Raw genomic sequence first — 21,138 nt, forward strand, 5'->3', positions numbered from 1 at the left:
CCGGAATCTCACGCCAGGTGCTGAAGAAGCCAGTCGACCGTCTCGCGCAGGTAGTCGGCCCGGGACGAGCGGTGCAGCAGCTCATGGCCCTCGTCGGGGAAGAGCAGGAACTTGTGGGGTACGCCCCGGGCGGCCAGCGCGGCCACGACCTGCTCCGCCTCGATGAGGGGGACGTTGCTGTCGTTCTCGCCGTGCACGACCATCAGCGGGGTGCGCAGCCGGTCGATCCGGGTGATCGGCGACAGGTCGGCCAGCAGGTCGCGGTCGGTCACCGGGTCGCCGTACTTGCTGACGGCGGCCGCGGCGATCCACGGCTCGGTGTGTTCGTAGAAGGTGGCGAAGTTCGACATGCCGCACACGTCGATGCCGGCGTCGAACAGGTCGGGGAACGTCACCAGCGCGGCCAGGGTCAGATAGCCGCCGTACGAACGGCCCATGATCCCCAGGCGCGAGGCGATGCCGTTGTCGAGCAGGTAGGACGCGCACGTGCGTACGTCCGCAATCGCGTCGTGGCGAAGCCCGAGGTTGTCGGCGTTGACGAAGCTGCGCCCGAACCCGGACGAGCCGCGCACGTTGGGCGCGAAGACCGCGATGCCGCGCGCGGCCAGCGACTGGAAGAGCGGCCCGTGTCCGGGCCGCTCCTGGGCTTCGGGACCGCCGTGGAACCACAGGACTGTGGGATGCGGCCCCGGGCCGGCCGGGCGGAACAGCCAGCCGGTCAGCGTCAGGCCGTCGTGGGCCGGGAAGGTCTCCAGGGTGGGCCGTACGGCGCCCGGCTCGGCGGGCTCGGCCGAGACCGGCACCACGCCGGTGCCGTTGAAGACCCACACCCCGTGCGGCTGGCCGGGCCCCTCCGCGGTGAAGGCGAGCGCCGACCCGTCGTGGCTCCAGGCGAGCCCGCTGACCACGGAGCCGGGCAGCGGAGCCAGCCGCTGCCACGATATTTCCGACAAATTAACCAACGAGACCTCGGACTCGCCGCCTCGGACGTTCCACAGCACCGCCGCGCGGCCGCCGTCGGCGGTGATCGTGAACGACTCCGCCTCGGCGTTCTCGGAGGTGGCGACCACCTCGACCGAGCCGTCGACGACCCGGATCAGCACCGGGAACTCGCCGGTCTCGCTGCGCGCGTAGATCGTCGTGCCGTCCGGCCCGAAGACCGCCTGCTCCCCCGCCGTCACGTAGGAGTCGACGCCGGTGGCCAGGTCGCGGACCGCGATGTGCCGGCTGCCGCGCGGGCCGACCCGCAGCAGCGCGCGACCCTCGGCGACGTCGAGGAGCGAGATCAGCTCGCCCGTGCCGACGACCGTCCGGTCGCCGGTGACCGGGTCGATCAGCAGGGCGGTGGTCAGGTTCTCGGTGAGCGCCAGCAGCGACCGCCCCGGCAGCCAGCGCATGTTGTCCGCCGTGTCCGCCCCGAAGCCGGCCACCTGGTGCAGCTGGGAGCCGTCCGGCCGGACCAGCCACACCTCGTGCCGGGGCGCCCCGCCGGGCGCGACCGAGCAGGCCAGCCAGCCGCCGCCGGTCGACCACTGGACCGCCGCGACCGGCGCCTCGCCGGTGTCGACGAGGAACGCCAGGTCGCTGCCGACCGGCTGGACCCACACCTGCGGGCGGCCGCCGCGGTCCGAGACGTACGCGCAGTGCCGCCCGTCCGGCGACAGCGTGGGTGACCAGCTTCCGGAGACTTCCGAGGGGAACGGTTTCGTGAGGGGGGAAAACCCTACGGGCAGCACAGTGACGTCGACACGGTTGAGCTGACCGGTCATACGGTTCCTCCCTCGAATGGCTAGATTCCCTTGTCCTGCAGCCACATCTCCAGCAATGCGAGCTGCCACAGCTGGTTCGCGCCGAGCGTCGTACGCGGGGTGTTCGGGTCGGCCAGCAGGGAGTCGACGTAGTCCTGGCGGAACAACGCCCGCTCCCGGGCAGCCGGCGCGGTGAGCGCGTCGCGGACCTTCTCCAGCATCGCTCCCTCGAGGTGCCGGATGCCCGGTACCGGGAAGTATCCCTTTGTCCGGTCGATCACCTCGTCGGGCACGACCCCGCGGGCCGCCTCCTTGAGCACCCCCTTGCCCCCGTGCGCCAGTTTCAGTCCGGGCGGGCAGGCCGCGGCCAGCTCGACCAACTCGTGGTCGAGGAACGGTACGCGAGCTTCCAGCCCCCACGCCATAGTCATGTTGTCGACCCGTTTGACCGGATCGTCGACCAGCATCACCTGAGAGTCGAGCCGCAACGCCGCGTCGACCGCCGTCTCGGCTCCGGGCCGCCCGAAACTCGCCGCCACGAACTCGCGGCTCACGTCCTCGCCGATCAGCCAGTCCGGGTTGAGCTGCTGGGCCAGGCGGCTGTGGGGACGATCGAAGAATTCCTTGGCGTACGCGTCGACGGCCCGCTCGAGGGGCACGTCCGCGAGTGGCGGATACCAGCTGTAGCCGGCCAGGATCTCGTCCGCGCCCTGCCCCGATTGTACGACTTTGACGTGTTTCGACACATCTTCGCTGAGCAGGTTGAACGCGACGCAGTCGTGGCTCACCATCGGCTCGGCCATCGCCGCCACGGTCCGGTCGACAGCGGGCAGGAACCTGTCCCGGCCGATGCGGATCTGGTGGTGCTCGGTGTCGAACTGCTTGGCGATGATGTCGGAGTAGGCGAACTCGTCGCCGGTCTCGCCGCCCGCCGCCTCGAACCCGATGCTGAACGTGGTCAGGCCGCGCTGACCCTGCTCGGCCAGCAGGGCCACGATGTAGCTGGAGTCGATGCCGCCCGAGAGCAGCACGCCGACCGGCACGTCGGCCACCATCCGGCGCTCCACCGCCACCTTGAGCTTCTCGTGGATCAGCTCCGGCCACTCGCCGTCGGTGATGCCGGACAGCCGCGTGTGCGACGCCTCCCAGTACACCCGGTCGGTCGACGACCCGTCGGCGCGGATGACGCGCACGGTGGCCGGCGGGAGTTTCCGTACCCCCGCGACAATGGTCCGGGGGGCCGGCACCACCGAGTGGAACGTCATGTAGTGCTGGAGCGCGACCTTGTCGATCGACGTGTCGACGTCGCCCGCGGCCAGCAGCGCCGGCAACGTCGACGCGAAGCGCACCCGGCCCGGCTTCTCGGCCAGGTAGAGCGGCTTGATCCCGAGCCGGTCGCGGGCCAGCGTCACGGTCCCCGAGTCGTGCTCGACGATCGCGAAGGCGAACATGCCGAGGAAGCGGGTCACACAGTCGGCGCCCCAGCGGTGGTACGCCTTGATGATCACCTCGGTGTCCGAGGTGGAGAAGAACTTGTAGCCGTGTCCGCGCAGCTCCTCACGGAGCTGCCGGTAGTTGTAGACGCAGCCGTTGAAGACCAGGGTCAGGCCCAGGTCCTCGTCGGTCATCGGCTGGGCACCGGCCTCGGACAGGTCGATGATCTTCAGGCGGCGATGGCCGAACGCCACCGGCCCCCGGGCCCACAGTCCCTCGCCGTCCGGACCGCGCGACTCCAGGCACGGCAACATCCGCCGGACGGCTTCCACCTCGGCCGCCCGGCCGTCGTACCGGAGTTCACCGGCGATCCCACACATACAGAACCTCCCCTGTCGTTTAGCTGAGCAGCCACGTGTCCTTGGAGCCGCCGCCGCGCGAGGAATTGACGATCATGCTGCCCGCGGGCGCCACCCGGGTCAGCGCGGCCGGGGCGACCACCGACTCGCGGCCGGTGAAGATGAAGGCGCGCAGGTCGACGTGGCGCGGGGCGAGCTGGTGGCCGTCGAAGACCGGGTGCGTCGAGAGCTGCACGACCTCCTGGGCCACCCATCGGTGCGGGGCGGTGCGGATCTGACGCCGTACGGCCGCCAGATCCTCCGCTTTCGCATGGGGACCGATCACGATGCGGTCGCCGCCGTAGCCGTCCACCGGCTTGCAGACCAGCTGATCGAGCCGGTCCAGGACCTCGGCCCGCTGCTCCGGGATGCCGCACAGATAGGTCGGCACGTCGGCCAGCAGCGGCTTCTCGCCCAGGTAGTACTCGATCAGCTTGGGCACGTACGCGTACACGGCCTTGTCGTCGCCGATGCCGTTGCCGAGCGCGTTGGCCAGCACCACGGTGTCCGCGTGCAGCGCCGTGATCAGGCTCGGCCCGAGCGGCATCCCGTCCGCGCCCGGCGAGTGCACCAGGCTGTCCTCGCCCATCCGCAGGTAGATGACGTCGACCCGGCGCCGCTTGCCGTCGCGCATCCGGTAGACGACGCCCTCGTCCACGAACAGCTCCGTGCTGCGCACCACCGGCACGCCCATCTCCTCGGCCAGCATCCGGTGCTCGAACCAGGCCGAGTCGTCCGGGCCCTGGCTCAGCACCACGACCTTGGGGTCGTCGCCCGCGGCCGGGCGGGCCGACTCGATCAGCGCCCGTTTGAGCAGCGCCGGGGTGTCCTCGACCGAGATCAGGCCGGACGGCTCGGGCAGCTCCGGGAGCACGCTGTGGGTGAGACGGCGGTTCTGCATGGCGTACGCGATGCCGGACGGCACCCGCAGGTTGTCCTCCAGCACGCACCACTCGCCGGTCTCGTTCCGGACCAGGTCGACGCCGGCCACCTGGGCCCGCACCCCCGCGTGGGCGACCAGGGCGCCGCTGGGCCGCAGCTCCGGCGACCCGTCGATCACCCACTCGGGCACGACACCGTCGCGGACCACTTCCCGGTCCCCGTACACGTCCTGAATGAAAAGGTCGAGGGCACGCACCCGCTGGACCAGGCCGCCGCGCAGGGCGCTCCAGTCCTCGGCCGGCACGATCCGCGGCACCAGGTCGAACGGGAACAGCCGGGTCGCCGCCTCGCCGGCCACGCTGAACGTGATGCCCCGCTGGCGCTGCTCGTCGTCGCGCGCGTCCTCCCGGCGGCGCAGACCGGCCGAGCCGAGAGCTTTCAGAACATTCACCACTCCCGCGTACGCCGGTGTGGGCTCGCCACTGGCGAAAGCCTCGTCACCGGTACGCGCGTACGGGAAGAGCCCCGCCGGAACCGACTGGCCCACCGGGCCGATGCCCGTGGCCCCGCCCCGCGTGTCGGCCACCAGCAGGTCGACCACGTCGGAGATCCGCCCGCGCCTGGTCATGGCCCGGCGCTGACGGGTGGCCGAGCTGCCCCGGCTGAGCGCCCGCACCGACAGGTCGAAGACCTGCTCCCAGTCGCCCAGCCGCTCCAGCTCCGGGCGCAGCTCGCCGACCAGCCGCTCCACCGCGAGCGCGGCCGGAACCGGCTCCGGCCCGCGGCGCAGGTCGAGCAGGTCGCCCTCCAGCCCGGAGCGGGCGGACCGCCACATGGCGGCCCGGTGCAGTGGCGGCTGTACTCGCTTCACGGGATGGCCGGCGCGGTAGTCCTCGCGGGCGCGCAGCACCAGCGCCCGGAACAACCCGGCCAGCAGCACGACGGTGTCCACGTCCGGGCTGGAGTCGGTGACGCGCAGCTCCACGGTCGGCACGTGCGCCGACGGGCGGACGTCGAAGTACACCATCTTGGGGTCGGTGATGGTGCCCGAGGCGATCAGGTCGGCCACCAGCTGGTCGTGCTCGGCGGCCGAGTTCAGCACGCCGGGGTCGCCGGCGGTCGGCCAGCGCAGCCACACCAGCGAGCGCACGCTGGCATAACCCGAGTCCTCACCCATCCAGTACGGCGAACTGGCCGACAACGCGAGCAGCGTGGGCAGCGCCGAGGTGACCCGCTGGGCGACGGCTACCGCCTCGTCCCGGTCGGGCACGCCCACGTGCACCTGCGCACCGCAGATCAGCTGCTCCCGGGCCAGCAGCTGATAGTCGTCCAGCATCCGCCGGTAGCGCGACGTCGGCGTCACGGGCAGTGACTCCAGGTCGACCAGCGGGACCGTTCCCGCGGCGACCAGGCCCAGCCCGAGCGACTCGGCGACCGTGATCGCCTCCCGCCGGCGGCCCGCGATGCCCTCGCGCAGATCGTCCAGAGTGTCGCTGACCGGGGTGTTCGTCTCGACCACGGAGCGATGCAGCTCGGCCGAGAACTTCGACGGGTCGAGCTGGTCGAGCACCTCCTGCGCCCGCGGCACCAGCTCCCGGGTGACCAGGTCGACGACGTGCAGCTCCTCCTCGACACCGAGGGTGAGCTCCTGAGAGCGGTGTGCCTCGCTCGCCGTGACGCTCAGAGATTCTGTCATGAGACCGCCTTGTTCCTAGCCCGACTTGACCCCGAGCCTCGCCATCACATGTGCCGATCCTGTTCCGTGCCCATTTCCAGCTCGCGCCGAACATCCCCCCGGGCGGTGGCCCTCGGTGATGCGCACACCTGTAACCTCGGCCCCGTTCTCACACCGGGAGGTTTTGATGAGCAATGTCGTCGTGGTGACCGGCTCCGCCGGCCTGATCGGCTCCGAGTCCGTCCGGCACTTCGCCGGTCTCGGCATGGACGTGGTCGGCATCGACAACGACATGCGGCAGTACTTCTTCGGCACCGACGGCTCCACCCGGTGGAACCTCGACCGCCTGGTCAAAGAGGTCGGCGAGCGCTACACGCACCACAACATCGACATCCGCGACCGGGACGGCATCGCCGCCCTGCTGGCCCGCTACGGCAAGAGCGTCGGCCTGGTGATCCACGCGGCCGCCCAGCCGAGCCACGACTGGGCCGCCAAGGAGCCGTTCACCGACTTCGACGTCAACGCCGGCGGCACCCTGAACATGCTCGAGGCCGTACGCCAGCACGCGCCGAACGCCTCGTTCATCTTCACCTCGACCAACAAGGTGTACGGGGACACCCCCAACCGCCTGCCGCTGGTCGAGGAAGCCTCCCGTTACGAGCTCCCGGCCGGTCACGAGTTCTACGACGGCATCACCGAAGAGATGTCGATCGACCAGACCCTGCACTCGGTCTTCGGCGCGTCGAAGGTCGCGGCCGACGTCATGGTCCAGGAGTACGGCCGCTACTTCGACATGCCGACCGCCATCTTCCGCGGCGGCACGCTGACCGGCCCCGGCCACTCGGCGGCCGAACTGCACGGCTTCCTGGCGTACGTGATGCGCTGCGTCATGGAGCAGCGGACGTACCACATCTACGGCTACAAGGGGAAGATGGTCCGCGACGCCATCCACTCCCACGACCTGGTCACGGCGTTCGAGGCGTTCCACAAGGCCCCGCGGGTGGCCGAGGTCTACAACATGGGCGGCGGCCGCTTCTCGAACTGCAGCCACATCGAGGCCTTCCAGATCGCCTCCGAGATCACCGGCCTGGAGGCGAAGACCGACTACGTCGACCAGGCCCGCACCGGCGACCACCAGTGGTGGATCAGCAGCACGGCCCGTTTCGAACAGCACTACCCGGACTGGAAGCTCACCTACGACGTCCCCGCCATCCTCCGCGAGATGTACGAGGCCAACCAGGACGTCTGGAAGCCCACCGCGTGAGCTGAGTGGAGCCGGGCAATTGCCTGTGGCTTACCTGTAGGTGCTCGTGCCGTAACGGACGGTTAACCGACGCTCGGTACATTTCCGGCATGTCCGTCTTGAAGGTAATCCGTCATGACGTGCCGGCGTCGATCGTGGTCTTTCTGATCGCAATCCCGCTGTCTCTCGGTATCGCCGCGGCCTCTGGGGCTCCTCTGCTCGCCGGGCTGGTGGCCGCCGTGGTCGGCGGGGTCGTCGTGGGGGCCCTCGGTGGGGCGCCGTTGCAGGTCAGCGGGCCCGCCGCCGGGCTCACCGTGATCGTCGCGGGCACCATCGCGAACTACGGGTTCGCGGCCACCGCCACCATCGTGGCGCTGGCCGGAGGCGTACAGGTGCTGCTGGGCCTGGCCCGTCTCGGACGTGCCGCCCTGGCCCTGTCGCCGGCCGTGGTGCACGGCATGCTCGCCGGCATCGGGCTGGTCATCGCGCTCAGCCAGATCCACGTGGTCCTCGGCGGGGCGCCGCAGAGCGACGCGTGGCACAACCTGCGGGAGCTGCCCGCCCAGATCCTGGGGATACACGGCGTCTCGGTGCTGCTCGGCCTGCTCACCATCGGCCTGCTGCTGCTCTGGCCGCGCCTGGTCCGCACGTCACTGCTGCCCGCCGCCCTGGTCGCGGTCGTCGTCACCACCGTGGTGTCGGCGCTGATCGGCGCCGACGTGCAGCGGGTCGACCTGCCCGAGAACCCGCTGTCCGAGCTGGTGGTTCCACGCTGGCCCGACGCCGGAGCCGGCGAGATCGCCCTGGCCGTGCTGACCATCGCCCTGGTCGCCAGCGTCGAATCCCTGCTCTCGGCCGTGGCCGTCGACCGCATGCACGACGGTCCGCGGGCCGACCTCAACCGGGAACTGGTCGCCCAGGGCGCCGGCAACACCGTCTCCGGCCTGCTCGGCGGGCTGCCGATCACCGGCGTCATCGTCCGCAGCTCGACGAACGTCGGCGCCGGCGCCCGCACCCGCGCCTCGGCCATCCTGCACGGCGTGTGGGTCGCCGGCTGCGTGCTCCTGCTGGCCGGCCTGCTCGAGAAGATCCCGATGGCCGCGCTGGCCGCCGTGCTGGTCGTGGTCGGGCTTCGGCTGATCAGTCTGGCCCAGATCAAAATTTATGTACGCCATCGCGAGCTCCCGACCTACCTGATCACCGCGGTCGGCGTGGTCGCGACCGACCTGCTGACCGGGGTGGCGCTGGGCCTGGCCGCCGCCGTCGTCGTGATGTTGTGGCGGGTCGCGCGGTGCGACATCCGGACGGCCGAGCCCGGCCCCGGCGAAACGGTCGTCACGATCACCGGCACGCTGGCCTTCGTCGGCTCGGGCCGGGTGGCGCGGGCGCTGGCGGCGATCCCCGCCGGCCGGTCGGTGGCGGTGGAACTGCACCTGGACTACCTGGACCACGGCGCGTTCCAGGTCATCGACGACTGGCGGGAGGCGTACGAGAAAGCAGGCGGAACCGTCACGGTCAGAGAAACCCACGACGGTTGGTTCCACCGGGCCACAAGCGGCCGGCTGGGCGCCGGGAAGACGACGCCGCGGCGCTTCGGATCGTGGTCGCAGTGGCAGAACCTGGACCGCCAGAAGCGCGACGCCATGGCCGCCGGCATCCAGGAGTTCGAGCGCAGCGTGGCCCCGCTCGTACGCCCGCACCTGGCCGGCCTGGCCCGCGACGGCCAGGCTCCGGAACAGCTGTTCATCACGTGCGCCGACTCCCGGCTGGTCCCCAACCTGATCACCACCAGCGGTCCGGGCGACCTGTTCTGCGTCCGCAATGTCGGAAATATCGTGCCTCAGTACGGCACGGGGGATTCGTCGGTGGGGGCGTCCATCGAGTTCGCGGTGGAGGTGCTGCGGGTCAGCACGATCACAGTCTGCGGCCATTCCGGCTGCGGCGCCGTCCGCGCGCTGATGACCGGCGGCTACACCCCCGACCGCCCCTTGGGCCGCTGGCTCAGCCAGTCCGGCGTCGACTTCACCGACTGCGGCGACGAGGAAGGCTGCGTCACCGCGAACGTCGCCCAGCAGCTGGCCAACCTGCGCACCTACCCGGTGGTCCGCGAGGCCGAGGCCGCCGGCCGCCTGACCTTGACCGGCCTCTACTTCAACTTGGCCGAGGCCCGCATGTACACAGTCGACGAGTCCAACGGCACCCGCACCCCACTGCCACCACCGGTCCCGCTACCCGCCGCAAGCTGACCCCACGGGCGAAAGGGCCCCGCACCCGTCATACCGAACCCCCGCGACACGCGACGTGACCCGCCGACGGGGAGGACTCGCGAGGTGACCCCGCCGATGCGGAAGGCCCGTCCGGTCACCACCGCCAAGTGAGCCCGCGGCGCGGAGGGTCCCACCCTGGGGCCTTCCGCGTTCGGGCAGGGCCGAGTCGGAGTACTCCTCCCCTCCCAAAACCGCTCCGCGTCCGCGTCGGGGATCAGCGACTTGTCGGCCGCCTGACGGAACGCCCCGAGCCGAACTCCGGCCAGGCACCCACCAGCTCCTAATGCCGCCGGTGCAGCTCGTTCTCGCAGCGCCGGAACGTGCCCCGGCACTCAAGTGCCCGCGCCACTGACGGCGGCACGAAAGCCTGCGACGGCGGAGGCGAAGTCCCGCCGCAGAGGCGAAGTCCCGCCGCAGAGGCGAAGTCCCGCCGCAGAGGCGAAGTCCCGCCGCAGAGGCGAAGTCCCGCCGCAGAGGCGAGGCCGCTTCTTCTACGCCGCGCGGCGGCTGATCGGCGTATCGGTCTGCCGGGCGGTCATGACGCTCGGCTGGACTGCCAGCCGTCGGGGTTGGACGCGGACTCGCGGGAGATGCCGGAGCCGGTGTCGGGGAAGTCGCCGAAGCGTTCGTTGTGCAGGTGGGCGAAGAAGTACGGCATCGACTCGCACTCGGCGTCCACGATCGCCTTCGTGGGGTCGGCGTCGACGGCCTCGTAGAAGTCGCGGCCGGCGGCGAGGATGAAGCCCCGGCAGTAGAGGAAGCCGTCGTCGGAGCCGTCGGTGTGCTCGTGGATCTCCTCACGGTCGATGCGGAACATCAGGCGCTCGGCCACACGGTCGAGGGCGGCGAGTTCCGCGCTTGAGAAGCCGGCGCTCAGCGAGCGCAAGTGAGCCAGGAACTCGTCGAGCCACGCGAGGAGGGCGTAGTCGTCGGCGGGGGTGGCTCGGGTGAGGAGAGCCTGGCGGGCGCGGGCGGCGTCGGGGCCGCACGCCGCCCAGGCCGACTCGAGCAGTTGCCAGAAACGGGTCTCTTCGGCGTCGATGTTCACGGGCGGCACGTTAGCGGGAGGCTACGACAAAGTTCTTCAGCTGCTGGTAGAGAACCTTGTCGGAGACGGTGCTGGCGATCGTGGGGGCGGTGCCGACGGGTACGGCGTTGGGGCAGGTGGTGGCGTCGCCGTACAGCTGCTTCTTCAGGAGGCGGCGGCCGGTGGCCACCTCGTACAGGGAAAGGGTGTAGACGCCCCGGGCCAGCTGGTGGGTGTCGCATTTCCTGATCGGGGTGCCGCTCTTGGTCAGGGTCACGCAGGCGACCAGCTGGGACTTCGCGGGGTCGCTGGGCAGCCAGGCGTCGCGGAGGGGCTTGGCCAGGCTGTACGGGATGTCGAGCGCGGCCCGGATCCGGCGATGCGGGCCGGTGAGGGAGTCGGTGACGCCGATGCTGATCTGGTGGGGTGCGCGGCCGGTGTAGCGGGGGGACTTCGGGTAGAAGACGCCCTCGCAGACCTGGGCGAGGTCGTCCGCCCGCTTCACCGGGGCGGCGCTGGGCCGCGGCGCGAGGGGCGCGGAGGCGGAAGGCGCGATCGAGGGGCTGTTCCACGCGGCGGGCGGCGTCCCGCCACTGCCGGCGCCGCCGAGCACCTGGTAGCCGGCGAGGACCGCCACCAGCACGACGGCGACCGACACGGCCGGGATGATCCAGCGTGGCGGGTGGGCCCACAGCCGTGCCGCCCCCTGCGCGAACGATGTGGACGCCCACCGGCGCCCGGCCTCCCGCGCGGCACCGCTGACCGCCGCCCACCAGTCCCGCACGCCGGCCGCAGAGGCGCCCGAGTCCGGCCCGCCGGCAACGGAGGAATCGGGAGTCCGCGCGCCCACCCCCGCGGACGCACCCGGAGCCGACGCCACGGACGGGGCCGCAGACGGGGCCGGGGCGGGTGCCACGGGCCGGGGCGCAGACGGGGCCGAGGTGGGTGCCACGGGCCGGGGCGCAGACGGGGCCGGGGTGGGCGCGCCGGCCGCCGCCGGGGTGGCCGGCGGCGGCGTCTGCTTGTCGGTCATGGCGCGGTCCCCGTCCCTGGTTACTAGCGAGTAGGACGGTGACTGTACCTAATTCAGTGACGCACGTCTCAGAACGGGGTCAGGGTGATGGCCGCCTGGCGCGGGTCGCCGTCGTGGACCAGGGACTCCTGGTTCTGCACGTCGTCGAAGGCGAACGCGTAGGCCTTGCCGTCGACCATGTTCTGGTGGATCACCTTGGCGTACAGGTTGGCCGGAGCGCCCTGGTAGAAGTCGGCCGCCGTACCGCTGGGCTGGGTGTCGAGACGGCCCAGCGTGGTACGGGTGAGCGCCGCGCACAGGGTCCGGGCGATCGGGCCCACGACCTGGTCGTTCGGGGCGGCCAGGGCGCCGTCGCAACCCCACACGTTCGCCGTCGACGGCTTGGTGAACGAGGCGACCGTCTTGCCCGAGCTGTCGGTGAAGTTCATGACGTTGCCACTGGTCCGGCCGGTGAAGCGCACCGACGGCTGGTCGGTGAAGGGCACCACGGTCAAGTTCTTTCCCGCGTACGCCGCCCAAGCGCCCGAGATGTACGAGTCCAGGTAGTTCGGGCTCATCAGGCCGGCGTCGGCGGCCTTGCCGGGCGCGAGCACGCGCAGGACGGTGCCGTCGGCGCGGGTGACCACGCTCTTGGCGAAGTCGGGGGACGCCTTGACCGCGTTGATCACCGCCTGCCGGCCGCCGGTCTTCAGCTCGCCGGTGGACGAGACCTTGCCGCTGCCGCCGGTGACGCTGACGATGTGCGGTACGGCGAACATGTCCACCTGGGAACTGTTCAGCCACAGGCCGGAGTCGTCGAGGGTGAACTCGCTCCAGTCGAACAGGATGTCGCGGTTGGGGTCGCCGCCGGCCCACGGCGCCGGCTGGACCAGCCCGTCGGTGGTGAGCCGGAAGTCGAGCTTCCGCCCGAACGACATGTACAGCCGCCCCGACAGATTCTTCGGAACCTTGATCGTCGTGCTGGCGCCGTTGCCCGGCCCGGCGATGGCCACATCCGGCGCCGGCGCCGGAACGGCCCCTCCCCCGGTCCAGGCGGTGAAGGCACCCGCGCTGTCGACGTAGCCGAGCTTCCCCGTGGTCAGGTTCACCCCGAGGACGTAGAGGAACACGGAGTCACCGCGCCCGGTCTTGTTGCTCACCGTCACCGGCAGCAGGTTCCCCGCCGGAGGCACAGCAGCCGTTCCACCCGTGGTGGGCACGGCGGGCGCACCGGTCGCCGCGCCCACCGCCGGGCTGCCACCCGCCGAGTCAGCATTTGTCGGGTTTTCCGCGGAAGGAGTAGCGGCGGTGGCAGCCGGGCCGGTGGCGGCAGGGCCGGTGACGGCAGGGCCAGTAGCGCTGGGGCCGGTGGCGGCGGGGGTGGTGGCGGTGGGGCCGGTGGCGGCGCCGCCGCACGGGAGGCCGTTCAGCTTGCAGTTGAAGGGCTTGCCGCCTGAGCCCACGAAACCGAACGTCACCTTGGCGCCGACCGGGACGCCGGCGTTCCAGGAGCGGTTCGTGAAGGTGTGGTGGGTTCCGGCGGAGGCCAGGGAAGCGTCCCAGAAGCTGCCGATCGTGGCGCCGGCCGGTAGATCGAACTCGACCTTCCACGCCGACATGGCGGACGTCCCCGTGTTGTCGACGGTCACCTCGCTCTGCCAGCCGGTGCCCCAGTCGGACACCGTCCGCACCGAGGCCGTGGGGGCGGCCGCCGAGGCGGGCAGGGCGAACCAGGCCGTCGCCGTGGCCGCCACCACGGCGACGGTGGTCAGGATCAACGTTCTCGTGCGGCGCATCGTCGGCTTTGCCTCCGGGGTCGGCGGGTGGGAACGAAGCCCATCCTCGGAAGCGGTGCCGTGATCCGCCCGCACGGCCAGGATCTTTATGGTTCCGTTAAGGGTCTTCTGCCCTTTTTTCGGGAGGAGGTTACCCGCGACGCCACTTCTGGTTGGCGCCGCCCGTGCAGCCCCAGAGGATCAGCCGGGCGCCGTCGTCGGCGTTCCACGCGTCGATGTCCACGCACTTGTTGGCCTGCGGGTTGACCAGGTCACCGGCGGCGGACAGGACGAACTGCTGGGCCGCGTTGCCGCTGCAGTTGGCGATCTGGATGACCGCGCCGTTCGCCGTCGAGCCCCACGCCACGTCCAGGCACTTGTTGTTCGACGTCTGGAGGGTGCCGTTCACGAAGTTCCACTTCTGGGCCGCCGTGCCGTTGCAACCCCACATCTGCACGGGTACGCCGTCGGAGAAGTTCGAGTTCGGCACGTCCAGGCACTTGTTGTTGAGGCTGCTGATCAGCGACGACCCGGAGCCGCCGCCGGTGGTCGTCAGGGTCAGGCCGTACACCGAAAGAATCTCGTTGACCGGCTGGAACCACATCGTGCCGCCGCTGGAGCAGTTGCCCGTGCCGCCCGAGGTGACGCCCTGGGCCTGGTTGCCCGAGATCCACGAGCCGCCGGAGTCGCCCGGCTCGGCGCACGCGTTGCTGCGGGCCAGCCCGGAGACGGCGCCCTGGGCGTACACAATCGTCTCGTCCCGGCCGAGGATGGTGCCGCAGCGCCAGCCGGTCGTCCGGCCCGAGCGGCAGACCGAGCTGCCGGTGGCCGCCTCCTGGGAGCCGGCCACCGTCACGTTGCCGCCGGAGTAGTTGTTCACCCACGGCTGCGACGTCCAGTTCCCGTTCGTCCGGATCCAGGAGTAGTCGTTGCCCGGGAAGGACGAGCCGGCGAACGTGCCCTGGGCGACGTTGTTGTAGCCGAGCGTGGGGCTGCCCGTGCCGCCGCAGTGCCCGGCGCTGACGAAGCCGCCGGTGACCGCGAAGCCGACCGAGCACAGGGTGTTGCCGTTGATCACGTACTGGTCGCCGCCACGGGTGTCGTAGAGCGGTTTCGGCTGTTCGGCCTCGATGATCGTGACGGGGCCGGCACCGCTGTCGGCGGCGAACTTCGCCGCGGCCGGGGAAGCGCCGGGCGCCGCCATCACGACGACCCGGTTCGCTGTCGTGTCGACGTACCAGCCGCGCACCGACGAGGCCGCGGCCGCCGGCGCGTGCCGGTTCAGAGCGTCGCGTGAGCCGGCGAGGTCGGCGGCGCCGCGGGTGACGAGCGCCGGGGTCGCGCCCTCCGCCCGTACCGCCGAAAAAGCGGAAGAATCGGTCACCGCGACTGTCAGCCGGGTTGCCCCGGCCGGGATCCAGGCGCCCGCGAAGGCCGAGCCGAGCCGGGACTGGAGCCGGCGCTGCACGACCGGCGCCGCCGCCTCCGTGCGCAGGCGGGCGGCGATCTGGGCGTCGTCGAGCTGGAGATCCCGCTTCATCGCGGCGACCATGCCCGGCGGCAGGTCCGGGCTGTCGCCGGGTCCGGCCTGGGGTGCGGCCTGGGCCGGTACGGGGGTGAGCAGCGTGATCGCCGAGGCGGCCACGGCGAGCCAGCGTTTACGCATCGGGGGTGTCCTTTCGGGTGGGGATTAAATCGGAGGCTGTCGATGCCTGACAACGCTGTCAAGAAACAATGAAGAAACCTGCCCGTATGAACCACGTGGCCTCCGTCGCCTCCTCTCGCCGACTTCGCCCCCGGCGTGCAAGGCTGTGTTCTTCAAGTCGTTCGCAGCAGACGGGGTGTACGGGCAAATGGGCATGGTCAAGGTGGTCGGCCTGGTGCTGCACCCGCGTCGCGACTGCGGCTCCGCGATCGACGCGATCACGCGATGGGCGCAGCGGCGCGACGTTCAGGTCCTGGGCCTGCACGAGGAGATCGACCGGATCGACTGCCAGGCCGAGGCGGTCAGCCCCGAGGAGATGGTCGAGCGGGCCGGGCTGCTGGTCAGCCTGGGCGGCGACGGCACCATGCTGCGCACGATGCGGCTGGTCGAGGGGCGCAAGACGCCGGTGCTCGGTGTGAACGTGGGCCGGCTGGGCTTCCTGGCCGAGGTCGACCTGCCCGATCTGCCCGAGGCGCTGTCGGCGATCGACGAGCACCGGTTCACCATCGAGTCGCGCACCGCGGTGCGCACCGTGCTGCCCGACGGCAAGGCCGTGTCGGCGTTCAACGACATCGCGATGGTCCGGGTGCCCGGCGACGGCCTGGCCGCGATCGGCATCTCGGTCGAGGGCAAGAACTTCGTCAACTACCAGGCCGACGCCGTCATCGTCTCCACGCCGACCGGCTCCACGGCGTACAGCTTCTCGGCCGGCGGCCCGATCGTCTCGCCGAACGTCGAGGGCCTGATCGTCACCGCGGCCGCCGCGCACTCCTCGTTCAACCGCCCGCTGATGCTCGCCCTCACCGAGCGGCTCGAGCTCGACGTGCTGGCCACCAGCGGCCGGCTGGCCATCGAGGTCGACGGCATCATCGAGGGCTACGCCCGCCCCGACGACAAGCTGGCGATCGAGCCCGTGCCGTCGGCGGCCAACGTGATCCGCCTCGGCGGCACCTCGTTCTACGAGCGGGCCCGGCGCAAGCTGCGGGTCGAGGGCAGCGCCCAGGTCGGCGTGCCCGACTCGGCCGACGCCGTCGTGGTCGACAGCTTCGAGCGCCAGCGCTACGAGGTGCTGCTCGGCGGCGAGGTGGCCGGCGTGCTCAACTACCGCCGCCACGGCGACAAGATCGAACTGATGCACACCGAGATCGAGCAGACGTTCTCCGGGCGGGGGCTGGCCAGCCGGCTCGCCTCGGCCGCGTTGGAGGACGCGCGCGGCCGCGCCACCCCGGTCGTCGTCTCCTGCCCGTTCGTCATCGGATATCTGGACCGTCACCCCGAATACGCCGACCTGCTGAGCCAGAGCTGAGGTATTGACCCATGGGCCATCCCGCGATCCTCACCGTCGACGACGACCCCTCGGTCTCCCGGGCCATCGCCCGCGACCTGCGCCGCCGCTACGGCGACCAGTACCGAATCCTGCGCGCCTCGTCGGCCGCCGACGCCCTGGACGCGCTCAAGGAGCTCAAGCTGCGCGGCGGCCGGGTCGCCGTGATGCTCGCCGACTACCGGATGCCGCAGATCAACGGCATCGAGTTCCTGGAACAGGCCATGGACCTGTTCCCGAACGCCCGCCGGGCGCTGCTGACCGCGTACGCGGACACGGACGCCGCCATCTCGGCCATCAACGTCGTCGACGTCGACCACTACCTGCTCAAGCCGTGGGATCCGCCGGAGGAGAAGCTCTACCCGGTGATCGACGCGCTGCTCGACGCGTGGCAGGCCACCGGCGACCGCGAGGTCGAGGACATCCGGGTCGTCGGCCACCGCTGGAGCGAGCCGTCGTACCAGATCCGCGACTTCCTGGCCCGCAACCTGGTGCCCTACAAGTGGTACGGGGCCGACGAGGCCGAGGGCCGCCGCCTGCTCGAGGCGGCCGGGGTCGGCCCCGAGTCGATCCCGCTGGTGGTGACCACCGACGGGCGGGCGCTGGCCCAGCCCAGCACGACCGAGGTGGCCGAGGCGGCCGGCCTGTCCACCGCGCCCAACCGCGACTTCTACGACCTGATCATCGTGGGCGGCGGGCCGGCCGGGCTCGGCGCCGCGGTCTACGGCGCCTCCGAGGGCCTGCGGACGCTGATGGTCGAGCGTCAGGCCGTCGGCGGCCAGGCCGGCCAGAGCTCGCGCATCGAGAACTACCTCGGCTTCCCCGACGGCATCTCCGGCGCCCAGCTCACCGACCGGGCCCGCCGCCAGGCCGGCAAGTTCTCGGCCGAGGTGCTGAACACCCGCGAGGTCACCGGCCTGCGGGCGGACGGCTCGGCCCGCACGCTGACCTTCGCCGACGGCGGCGAGGTCTCGGCCCACTCGATCGTGCTCGCCACCGGCGTCGCCTACCGGCCGCTGGTGGCCGACGGCATCGCCGAGTTCACCGGTTCCGGCGTCTACTACGGCTCGGCCTCGACCGAGGGCCCGTCCTGCGCCGGCAGCGACGTCTACATCGTCGGCGGGGCCAACTCCGCCGGGCAGGCGGCGCTGTTCTTCTCCCGGTACGCCCGTTCGGTGACCCTGCTGGTCCGCGGCGACTCGCTCGAGTCGTCGATGTCGTACTACCTGATCCAGCAGCTCAACCAGGTGGAGAACATCAGGGTCCGCACTCGCTCCGAGGTGATCGGGGCGCAGGGCAACGGCCACCTCCAGGCCATCACGATCTGCGACAGCAAAGAGGGCCTGAGCACCACCGTCGAGTGCGGCTACCTGTTCGTCTTCATCGGCGCCGAGCCGCGTACCGACTGGCTCGGCACGGCCGTCGCCCGCGACGAGAAGGGCTTCGTCTACACCGGGCCGGATCTGCTCTCAAACGGGTCCCGCCCGAAGGGATGGGATCGGGACCGCGATCCGTTCTACCTTGAGTGCAGTGTTCCCGGCATCTTCGCCGCCGGCGACGTCCGGGCCAACTCGGTCAAGCGGGTGGCCTCGGCGGTCGGCGAGGGCGCGATGGCCGTCACGCTGGTCCATCGCTACCTGGAGGCGCAGTGAGATGACCGACCCCGTTCTCGTGCCCTGCGATCCCGGCGCCCTCACGCCGGCCGAGCTTCGCACCCTCTTCCTGTTCGAGAAACTGACCGACGATCAGCTTCAGTGGATCGCCGACCACGGGTGCACCATGCACATGCCCGCGGGTGGCACGGTGATCCGCGAGGGCGATCCGGCCGAGCAGTTCCTGGTTCTGCTCAGCGGCACCATCGCCATGACCCGGCAGGTCGGCCAGGACGACGTACGGGTCAACCGCACCGAGCAGCGCGGCGTCTACATGGGCGCCACCAACTCCTACCTGCGCGACGACGGCATCCCGCGCCGGTACATGGCGAGCATCCGCGCGCTGGACGACTCCGACTTCTTCGTGATGAGCGCCGAGGACTTCGGCCACATCATGCGCGAGTGGTTCCCGATGGCCGTACACCTGCTCGAGGGCCTGACCCTGGGTCTGCAGAGCTCCCAGGCGGCGATCAGCGAGCGGCAGCGGCTGACCGCTCTCGGCGCGCTCTCGGCCGGCCTCATGCACGAGCTCAACAACCCGGCCGCGGCCGCCTCGCGGGCCACCGCCGCGCTGCGCCAGCGGGTCGCCGGCATGCGCCACAAGCTGGGCATGCTGGCCGCCGGCAAGGTGCCGCCGGACCGCCTGGTGGAGCTGGTCGCGCTCCAGGAAGACGTGATCGAGCGGGCCGCCAAGGCGCCCGCGCTGACCGCCATGCAGGTCGCCGACCGCGAGGACGAGCTCGGCGAGTGGATGGACGAGCGCAACGTGACCGGCGGGTGGGACCTGGCCGCGGTCTTCGCCCAGGGCGGCCTCGACCTCGACTGCCTCACCGACATGGAGGCCCGGGTCGGCTCGCCCGAGCTGCTTGACCAGGCCATCCACTGGATCGGGTACGCGCTCGAGACCGAGCAGCTGATGACCGACATCGAGGACGCCACGAGCCGCGTGTCGTCGCTGGTGGCCTCGGCCAAGCAGTACTCGCAGATGGACCGGGCCGCCCACCAGTGGATCGACGTGCACACCGGCCTCGACAGCACGCTGGTGATGCTCACCCACAAGATCGGTACGGGGGTGAAGGTGGTCAAGGACTACGACCGCTCGCTCCCCCAGATCCCGGCCCACCCGGCCGAGCTCAACCAGGTCTGGACCAACCTGATCGACAACGCGGTGCAGGCCATGAACGGCGCCGGCACCCTGACGATCAAGACCTACCGCGAGGACGACCACGTGATCGTCGCGGTCGGCGACACCGGGCCGGGCGTGCCCGACGAGCTGAAGAAGCGGGTCTTCGAGCCGTTCTTCACCACCAAGCCGGTGGGCGAGGGCACGGGCCTGGGCCTGGACATCTCGTACCGGATCGTGGTCAACGGCCACGGCGGTGACATCAAGCTCGACTCGAAGCCGGGCGACACCAAGTTCAAGGTCCGCCTGCCGCTGAACGAGCCGGCCTCGGCGTGACGCTCAGCCGGGATAGCGCAGGCCGTTGACGGTCAGATCGATGATCGCCGCGGCCTGCGCCTCCCGGCCCGCCGCGTCGCTGGCGAGGCTGATGCCGCTCAGCGCGGTGGCCAGCACGGCCGCCTCGACCCGGGTGGCGAAGATCCCGTCCCGGTATCCGGCGTCGAGGAACTTCTGCAGCGCGGTGTAGACCTCGTCGTGGGCGGCGGCGAGCCCTTCGGCGTCGGTGGCCTTCACGATCGACTTGAGAGCCATGGCCAGGCCGGGCCGGCCCTGCGCGTTCCCGATGAATCGCCGCATCCAGGTCTTCATGGCCTCATCGGCGGGCAGGCCGGCCAGCAGCTCGTCGGCCCCGGCGCAGAGCCGCCCGATCTCGTGCAGATAGGCCCCGGTGATCAGCGCCTCACGCGTCGGAAAATGCCGGTAGAGCGTCGCGATACCCACGTCGGCCCGGCGCGCCACCTCGTCGAGCGCGATGTCGACACCACGCTCCTCGAACACCTCGACGGCGGCCGCGATGATCGCCTCGCGCTTGCGGCGCGCGTCCGCCCGCATCGGCTTCTCCGGCATCGGTTCCTTCTGCATCGGTTCCTTCTGCATCGGTTCCTTTGGCTTCGTTTCCTTCAGCGTCGCTGAGAGGGCTCTCAGGCGATCTTGCGAAATGGAGGATTCCTCCATATCTTAGGTGGAGTAATCCTCCACTTACCCTAGCAGGCAGGTCGCGATGTCTTTGCTGTCGGAATTTCTCCGTCGCCCGTGGGAAGTCGGCGCCATCGCGCCGAGCGGGGCCGCCCTGTCCGAACTCGCCGTCGCGCCGATCCCCAGCACGGGCGAGCCGGTCGTCGTCGAGCTCGGCCCCGGCACCGGGCCGTTCACCGAGGCCATTCAGCGCCGGCTGGGCGGCCGCGGGCGGCACCTCGCCATCGAGATCAACCCGCGCCTGGCCGAGCAGCTCGCCGCCCGTCACCCCAAGGTCGAGGTGATCACGGCCGACGCCGCCGCCCTGCCCGAGTTGCTGGCCGAGCGGGGCCTGGCCGGGGCCGACGTCATCGTCAGCGGGCTGCCGTGGGCCGCCTTCACTCCCGACCGTCAGCGCGACATCCTGGCCTCCGCCGTCCGCGCCCTGGCCCCGGGGGGCGCTTTCACCACGTTCGCCTACGTGCACCTGCGCCGGGCGGCGCCGGCGCGCCGCCTGCGGGGCGCGCTCGACAGCTGGTTCGACGAGGTCCTGCTCGGCCGCACCGTCTGGGCCAACCTGCCGCCCGCCCTCGTCTACTACTGCCGCCGCCCGGCGCTCGCCCCGGTCCTCCGCTCGGCGCCCCCAGCCCGTCGCCGCTGCCACCAGCTCACCCCGCTCGGCGCCTGACAACCAACCCCGCCGGGCCACAGACCAGCCGCCGCCCGCCCCGATCAGCGCCTCACAGCCGAGCTCAGCCGCCGCGAAAGGCCGCAGCCTGAACAGCCGCAGCCCGAGACAACTGTCGCGCGGCCGATCACGCCGTACGGCCGATCAGTCGCCGGTACGGCGATGGGCCGC

At 71.1% G+C, this 21,138-nt stretch carries 14 protein-coding genes; 6 read left to right on the forward strand and 8 right to left on the reverse strand.

Going from position 1 to position 21,138, the window contains the following annotated elements:
• Nucleotides 1–8 precede the first annotated feature (8 nt).
• Genes ACGFJ7_RS17485 through ACGFJ7_RS17495 form a run of 3 tightly spaced genes read right to left on the reverse strand, consistent with a single transcriptional unit; the run spans nucleotide 9 to nucleotide 6,158 of the window.
• The gene (locus ACGFJ7_RS17485) at nucleotides 9–1,769 is read right to left on the reverse strand and encodes a S9 family peptidase (protein ID WP_360240643.1); all 1,761 of its coding nucleotides are present in this window, start codon (nucleotides 1,767–1,769) and stop codon (nucleotides 9–11) included.
• Between the two features lie 20 nt (nucleotides 1,770–1,789).
• Nucleotides 1,790–3,562, reverse strand: coding sequence for an N-acetylglutaminylglutamine amidotransferase (locus ACGFJ7_RS17490; protein WP_360240645.1), 1,773 nt, complete (start codon nucleotides 3,560–3,562; stop codon nucleotides 1,790–1,792).
• Between the two features lie 19 nt (nucleotides 3,563–3,581).
• Nucleotides 3,582–6,158, reverse strand: a complete 2,577-nt coding sequence (locus ACGFJ7_RS17495; protein ID WP_360240648.1) for a carboxylate--amine ligase/circularly permuted type 2 ATP-grasp protein — start codon at nucleotides 6,156–6,158, stop codon at nucleotides 3,582–3,584.
• Nucleotides 6,159–6,324: 166 nt separating this feature from the next.
• Here ACGFJ7_RS17495 and ACGFJ7_RS17500 point away from each other — a divergent pair, with 166 nt between their 5' ends.
• Complete coding sequence (locus ACGFJ7_RS17500) at nucleotides 6,325–7,401, forward strand: NAD-dependent epimerase/dehydratase family protein (protein ID WP_360240651.1); 1,077 nt, start codon at nucleotides 6,325–6,327, stop codon at nucleotides 7,399–7,401.
• Nucleotides 7,402–7,490: 89 nt separating this feature from the next.
• The gene (locus tag ACGFJ7_RS17505) at nucleotides 7,491–9,626 is read left to right on the forward strand and encodes a SulP family inorganic anion transporter (protein WP_392642698.1); all 2,136 of its coding nucleotides are present in this window, start codon (nucleotides 7,491–7,493) and stop codon (nucleotides 9,624–9,626) included.
• A gap of 556 nt (nucleotides 9,627–10,182) precedes the next feature.
• On the opposite strand, the gene ACGFJ7_RS17510 is transcribed toward ACGFJ7_RS17505, so the two are convergent.
• The 4 genes from ACGFJ7_RS17510 to ACGFJ7_RS17525 form a co-directional block, all read right to left on the reverse strand.
• Nucleotides 10,183–10,695, reverse strand: a complete 513-nt coding sequence (locus ACGFJ7_RS17510) for a DUF4240 domain-containing protein (protein WP_360240657.1) — start codon at nucleotides 10,693–10,695, stop codon at nucleotides 10,183–10,185.
• 10 nt (nucleotides 10,696–10,705) lie between these two features.
• The gene (locus ACGFJ7_RS17515; RefSeq protein WP_392642699.1) at nucleotides 10,706–11,707 is read right to left on the reverse strand and encodes a hypothetical protein; all 1,002 of its coding nucleotides are present in this window, start codon (nucleotides 11,705–11,707) and stop codon (nucleotides 10,706–10,708) included.
• A 68-nt stretch (nucleotides 11,708–11,775) separates the two neighbouring features.
• Nucleotides 11,776–13,482, reverse strand: coding sequence for a beta-1,3-glucanase family protein (locus tag ACGFJ7_RS17520; protein ID WP_360240663.1), 1,707 nt, complete (start codon nucleotides 13,480–13,482; stop codon nucleotides 11,776–11,778).
• A 130-nt stretch (nucleotides 13,483–13,612) separates the two neighbouring features.
• Complete coding sequence (locus tag ACGFJ7_RS17525) at nucleotides 13,613–15,127, reverse strand: ricin-type beta-trefoil lectin domain protein (RefSeq protein ID WP_392642700.1); 1,515 nt, start codon at nucleotides 15,125–15,127, stop codon at nucleotides 13,613–13,615.
• Nucleotides 15,128–15,314: 187 nt separating this feature from the next.
• Here ACGFJ7_RS17525 and ACGFJ7_RS17530 point away from each other — a divergent pair, with 187 nt between their 5' ends.
• The 3 genes from ACGFJ7_RS17530 to ACGFJ7_RS17540 are packed head-to-tail and all read left to right on the forward strand — an operon-like array spanning nucleotide 15,315 to nucleotide 19,601.
• The gene (locus ACGFJ7_RS17530) at nucleotides 15,315–16,472 is read left to right on the forward strand and encodes an NAD(+)/NADH kinase (RefSeq protein WP_360240669.1); all 1,158 of its coding nucleotides are present in this window, start codon (nucleotides 15,315–15,317) and stop codon (nucleotides 16,470–16,472) included.
• An 11-nt stretch (nucleotides 16,473–16,483) separates the two neighbouring features.
• Nucleotides 16,484–18,142: an FAD-dependent oxidoreductase gene (locus tag ACGFJ7_RS17535; protein WP_360240672.1), complete on the forward strand. Its 1,659-nt coding sequence runs from the start codon at nucleotides 16,484–16,486 to the stop codon at nucleotides 18,140–18,142.
• Between the two features lies 1 nt (nucleotide 18,143).
• A complete protein-coding gene (locus ACGFJ7_RS17540) occupies nucleotides 18,144–19,601 on the forward strand; it encodes an ATP-binding protein (protein WP_360240675.1) in 1,458 nt (485 codons plus the stop codon).
• 3 nt (nucleotides 19,602–19,604) lie between these two features.
• On the opposite strand, the gene ACGFJ7_RS17545 is transcribed toward ACGFJ7_RS17540, so the two are convergent.
• The gene (locus ACGFJ7_RS17545; RefSeq protein ID WP_392642702.1) at nucleotides 19,605–20,186 is read right to left on the reverse strand and encodes a TetR/AcrR family transcriptional regulator; all 582 of its coding nucleotides are present in this window, start codon (nucleotides 20,184–20,186) and stop codon (nucleotides 19,605–19,607) included.
• 139 nt (nucleotides 20,187–20,325) lie between these two features.
• Between ACGFJ7_RS17545 and ACGFJ7_RS17550 the strand changes: the two genes are divergently transcribed.
• Nucleotides 20,326–20,967, forward strand: a complete 642-nt coding sequence (locus ACGFJ7_RS17550; RefSeq protein ID WP_360240681.1) for a methyltransferase domain-containing protein — start codon at nucleotides 20,326–20,328, stop codon at nucleotides 20,965–20,967.
• Nucleotides 20,968–21,138 lie beyond the last annotated feature (171 nt).

The organism is Actinoplanes sp. NPDC048988 (assembly GCF_043197815.1).
GTDB lineage: Bacteria > Actinomycetota > Actinomycetes > Mycobacteriales > Micromonosporaceae > Actinoplanes.

Coding starts and splice junctions, on each gene's coding strand:
- ACGFJ7_RS17530 (WP_360240669.1), top strand. CDS start 15,315: ATGGGCATGGTCAAGGTGGTCGGCCTGGTGCTGCACCCGCGTCGCGAC.
- ACGFJ7_RS17490 (WP_360240645.1), bottom strand. CDS start 3,562: ATGTGTGGGATCGCCGGTGAACTCCGGTACGACGGCCGGGCGGCCGAG.
- ACGFJ7_RS17500 (WP_360240651.1), top strand. CDS start 6,325: ATGAGCAATGTCGTCGTGGTGACCGGCTCCGCCGGCCTGATCGGCTCC.
- ACGFJ7_RS17525 (WP_392642700.1), bottom strand. CDS start 15,127: ATGCGTAAACGCTGGCTCGCCGTGGCCGCCTCGGCGATCACGCTGCTC.
- ACGFJ7_RS17520 (WP_360240663.1), bottom strand. CDS start 13,482: ATGCGCCGCACGAGAACGTTGATCCTGACCACCGTCGCCGTGGTGGCG.
- ACGFJ7_RS17485 (WP_360240643.1), bottom strand. CDS start 1,769: ATGACCGGTCAGCTCAACCGTGTCGACGTCACTGTGCTGCCCGTAGGG.
- ACGFJ7_RS17550 (WP_360240681.1), top strand. CDS start 20,326: ATGTCTTTGCTGTCGGAATTTCTCCGTCGCCCGTGGGAAGTCGGCGCC.
- ACGFJ7_RS17495 (WP_360240648.1), bottom strand. CDS start 6,158: ATGACAGAATCTCTGAGCGTCACGGCGAGCGAGGCACACCGCTCTCAG.
- ACGFJ7_RS17545 (WP_392642702.1), bottom strand. CDS start 20,186: ATGCAGAAGGAACCGATGCCGGAGAAGCCGATGCGGGCGGACGCGCGC.
- ACGFJ7_RS17535 (WP_360240672.1), top strand. CDS start 16,484: ATGGGCCATCCCGCGATCCTCACCGTCGACGACGACCCCTCGGTCTCC.
- ACGFJ7_RS17515 (WP_392642699.1), bottom strand. CDS start 11,707: ATGACCGACAAGCAGACGCCGCCGCCGGCCACCCCGGCGGCGGCCGGC.
- ACGFJ7_RS17505 (WP_392642698.1), top strand. CDS start 7,491: ATGTCCGTCTTGAAGGTAATCCGTCATGACGTGCCGGCGTCGATCGTG.
- ACGFJ7_RS17540 (WP_360240675.1), top strand. CDS start 18,144: ATGACCGACCCCGTTCTCGTGCCCTGCGATCCCGGCGCCCTCACGCCG.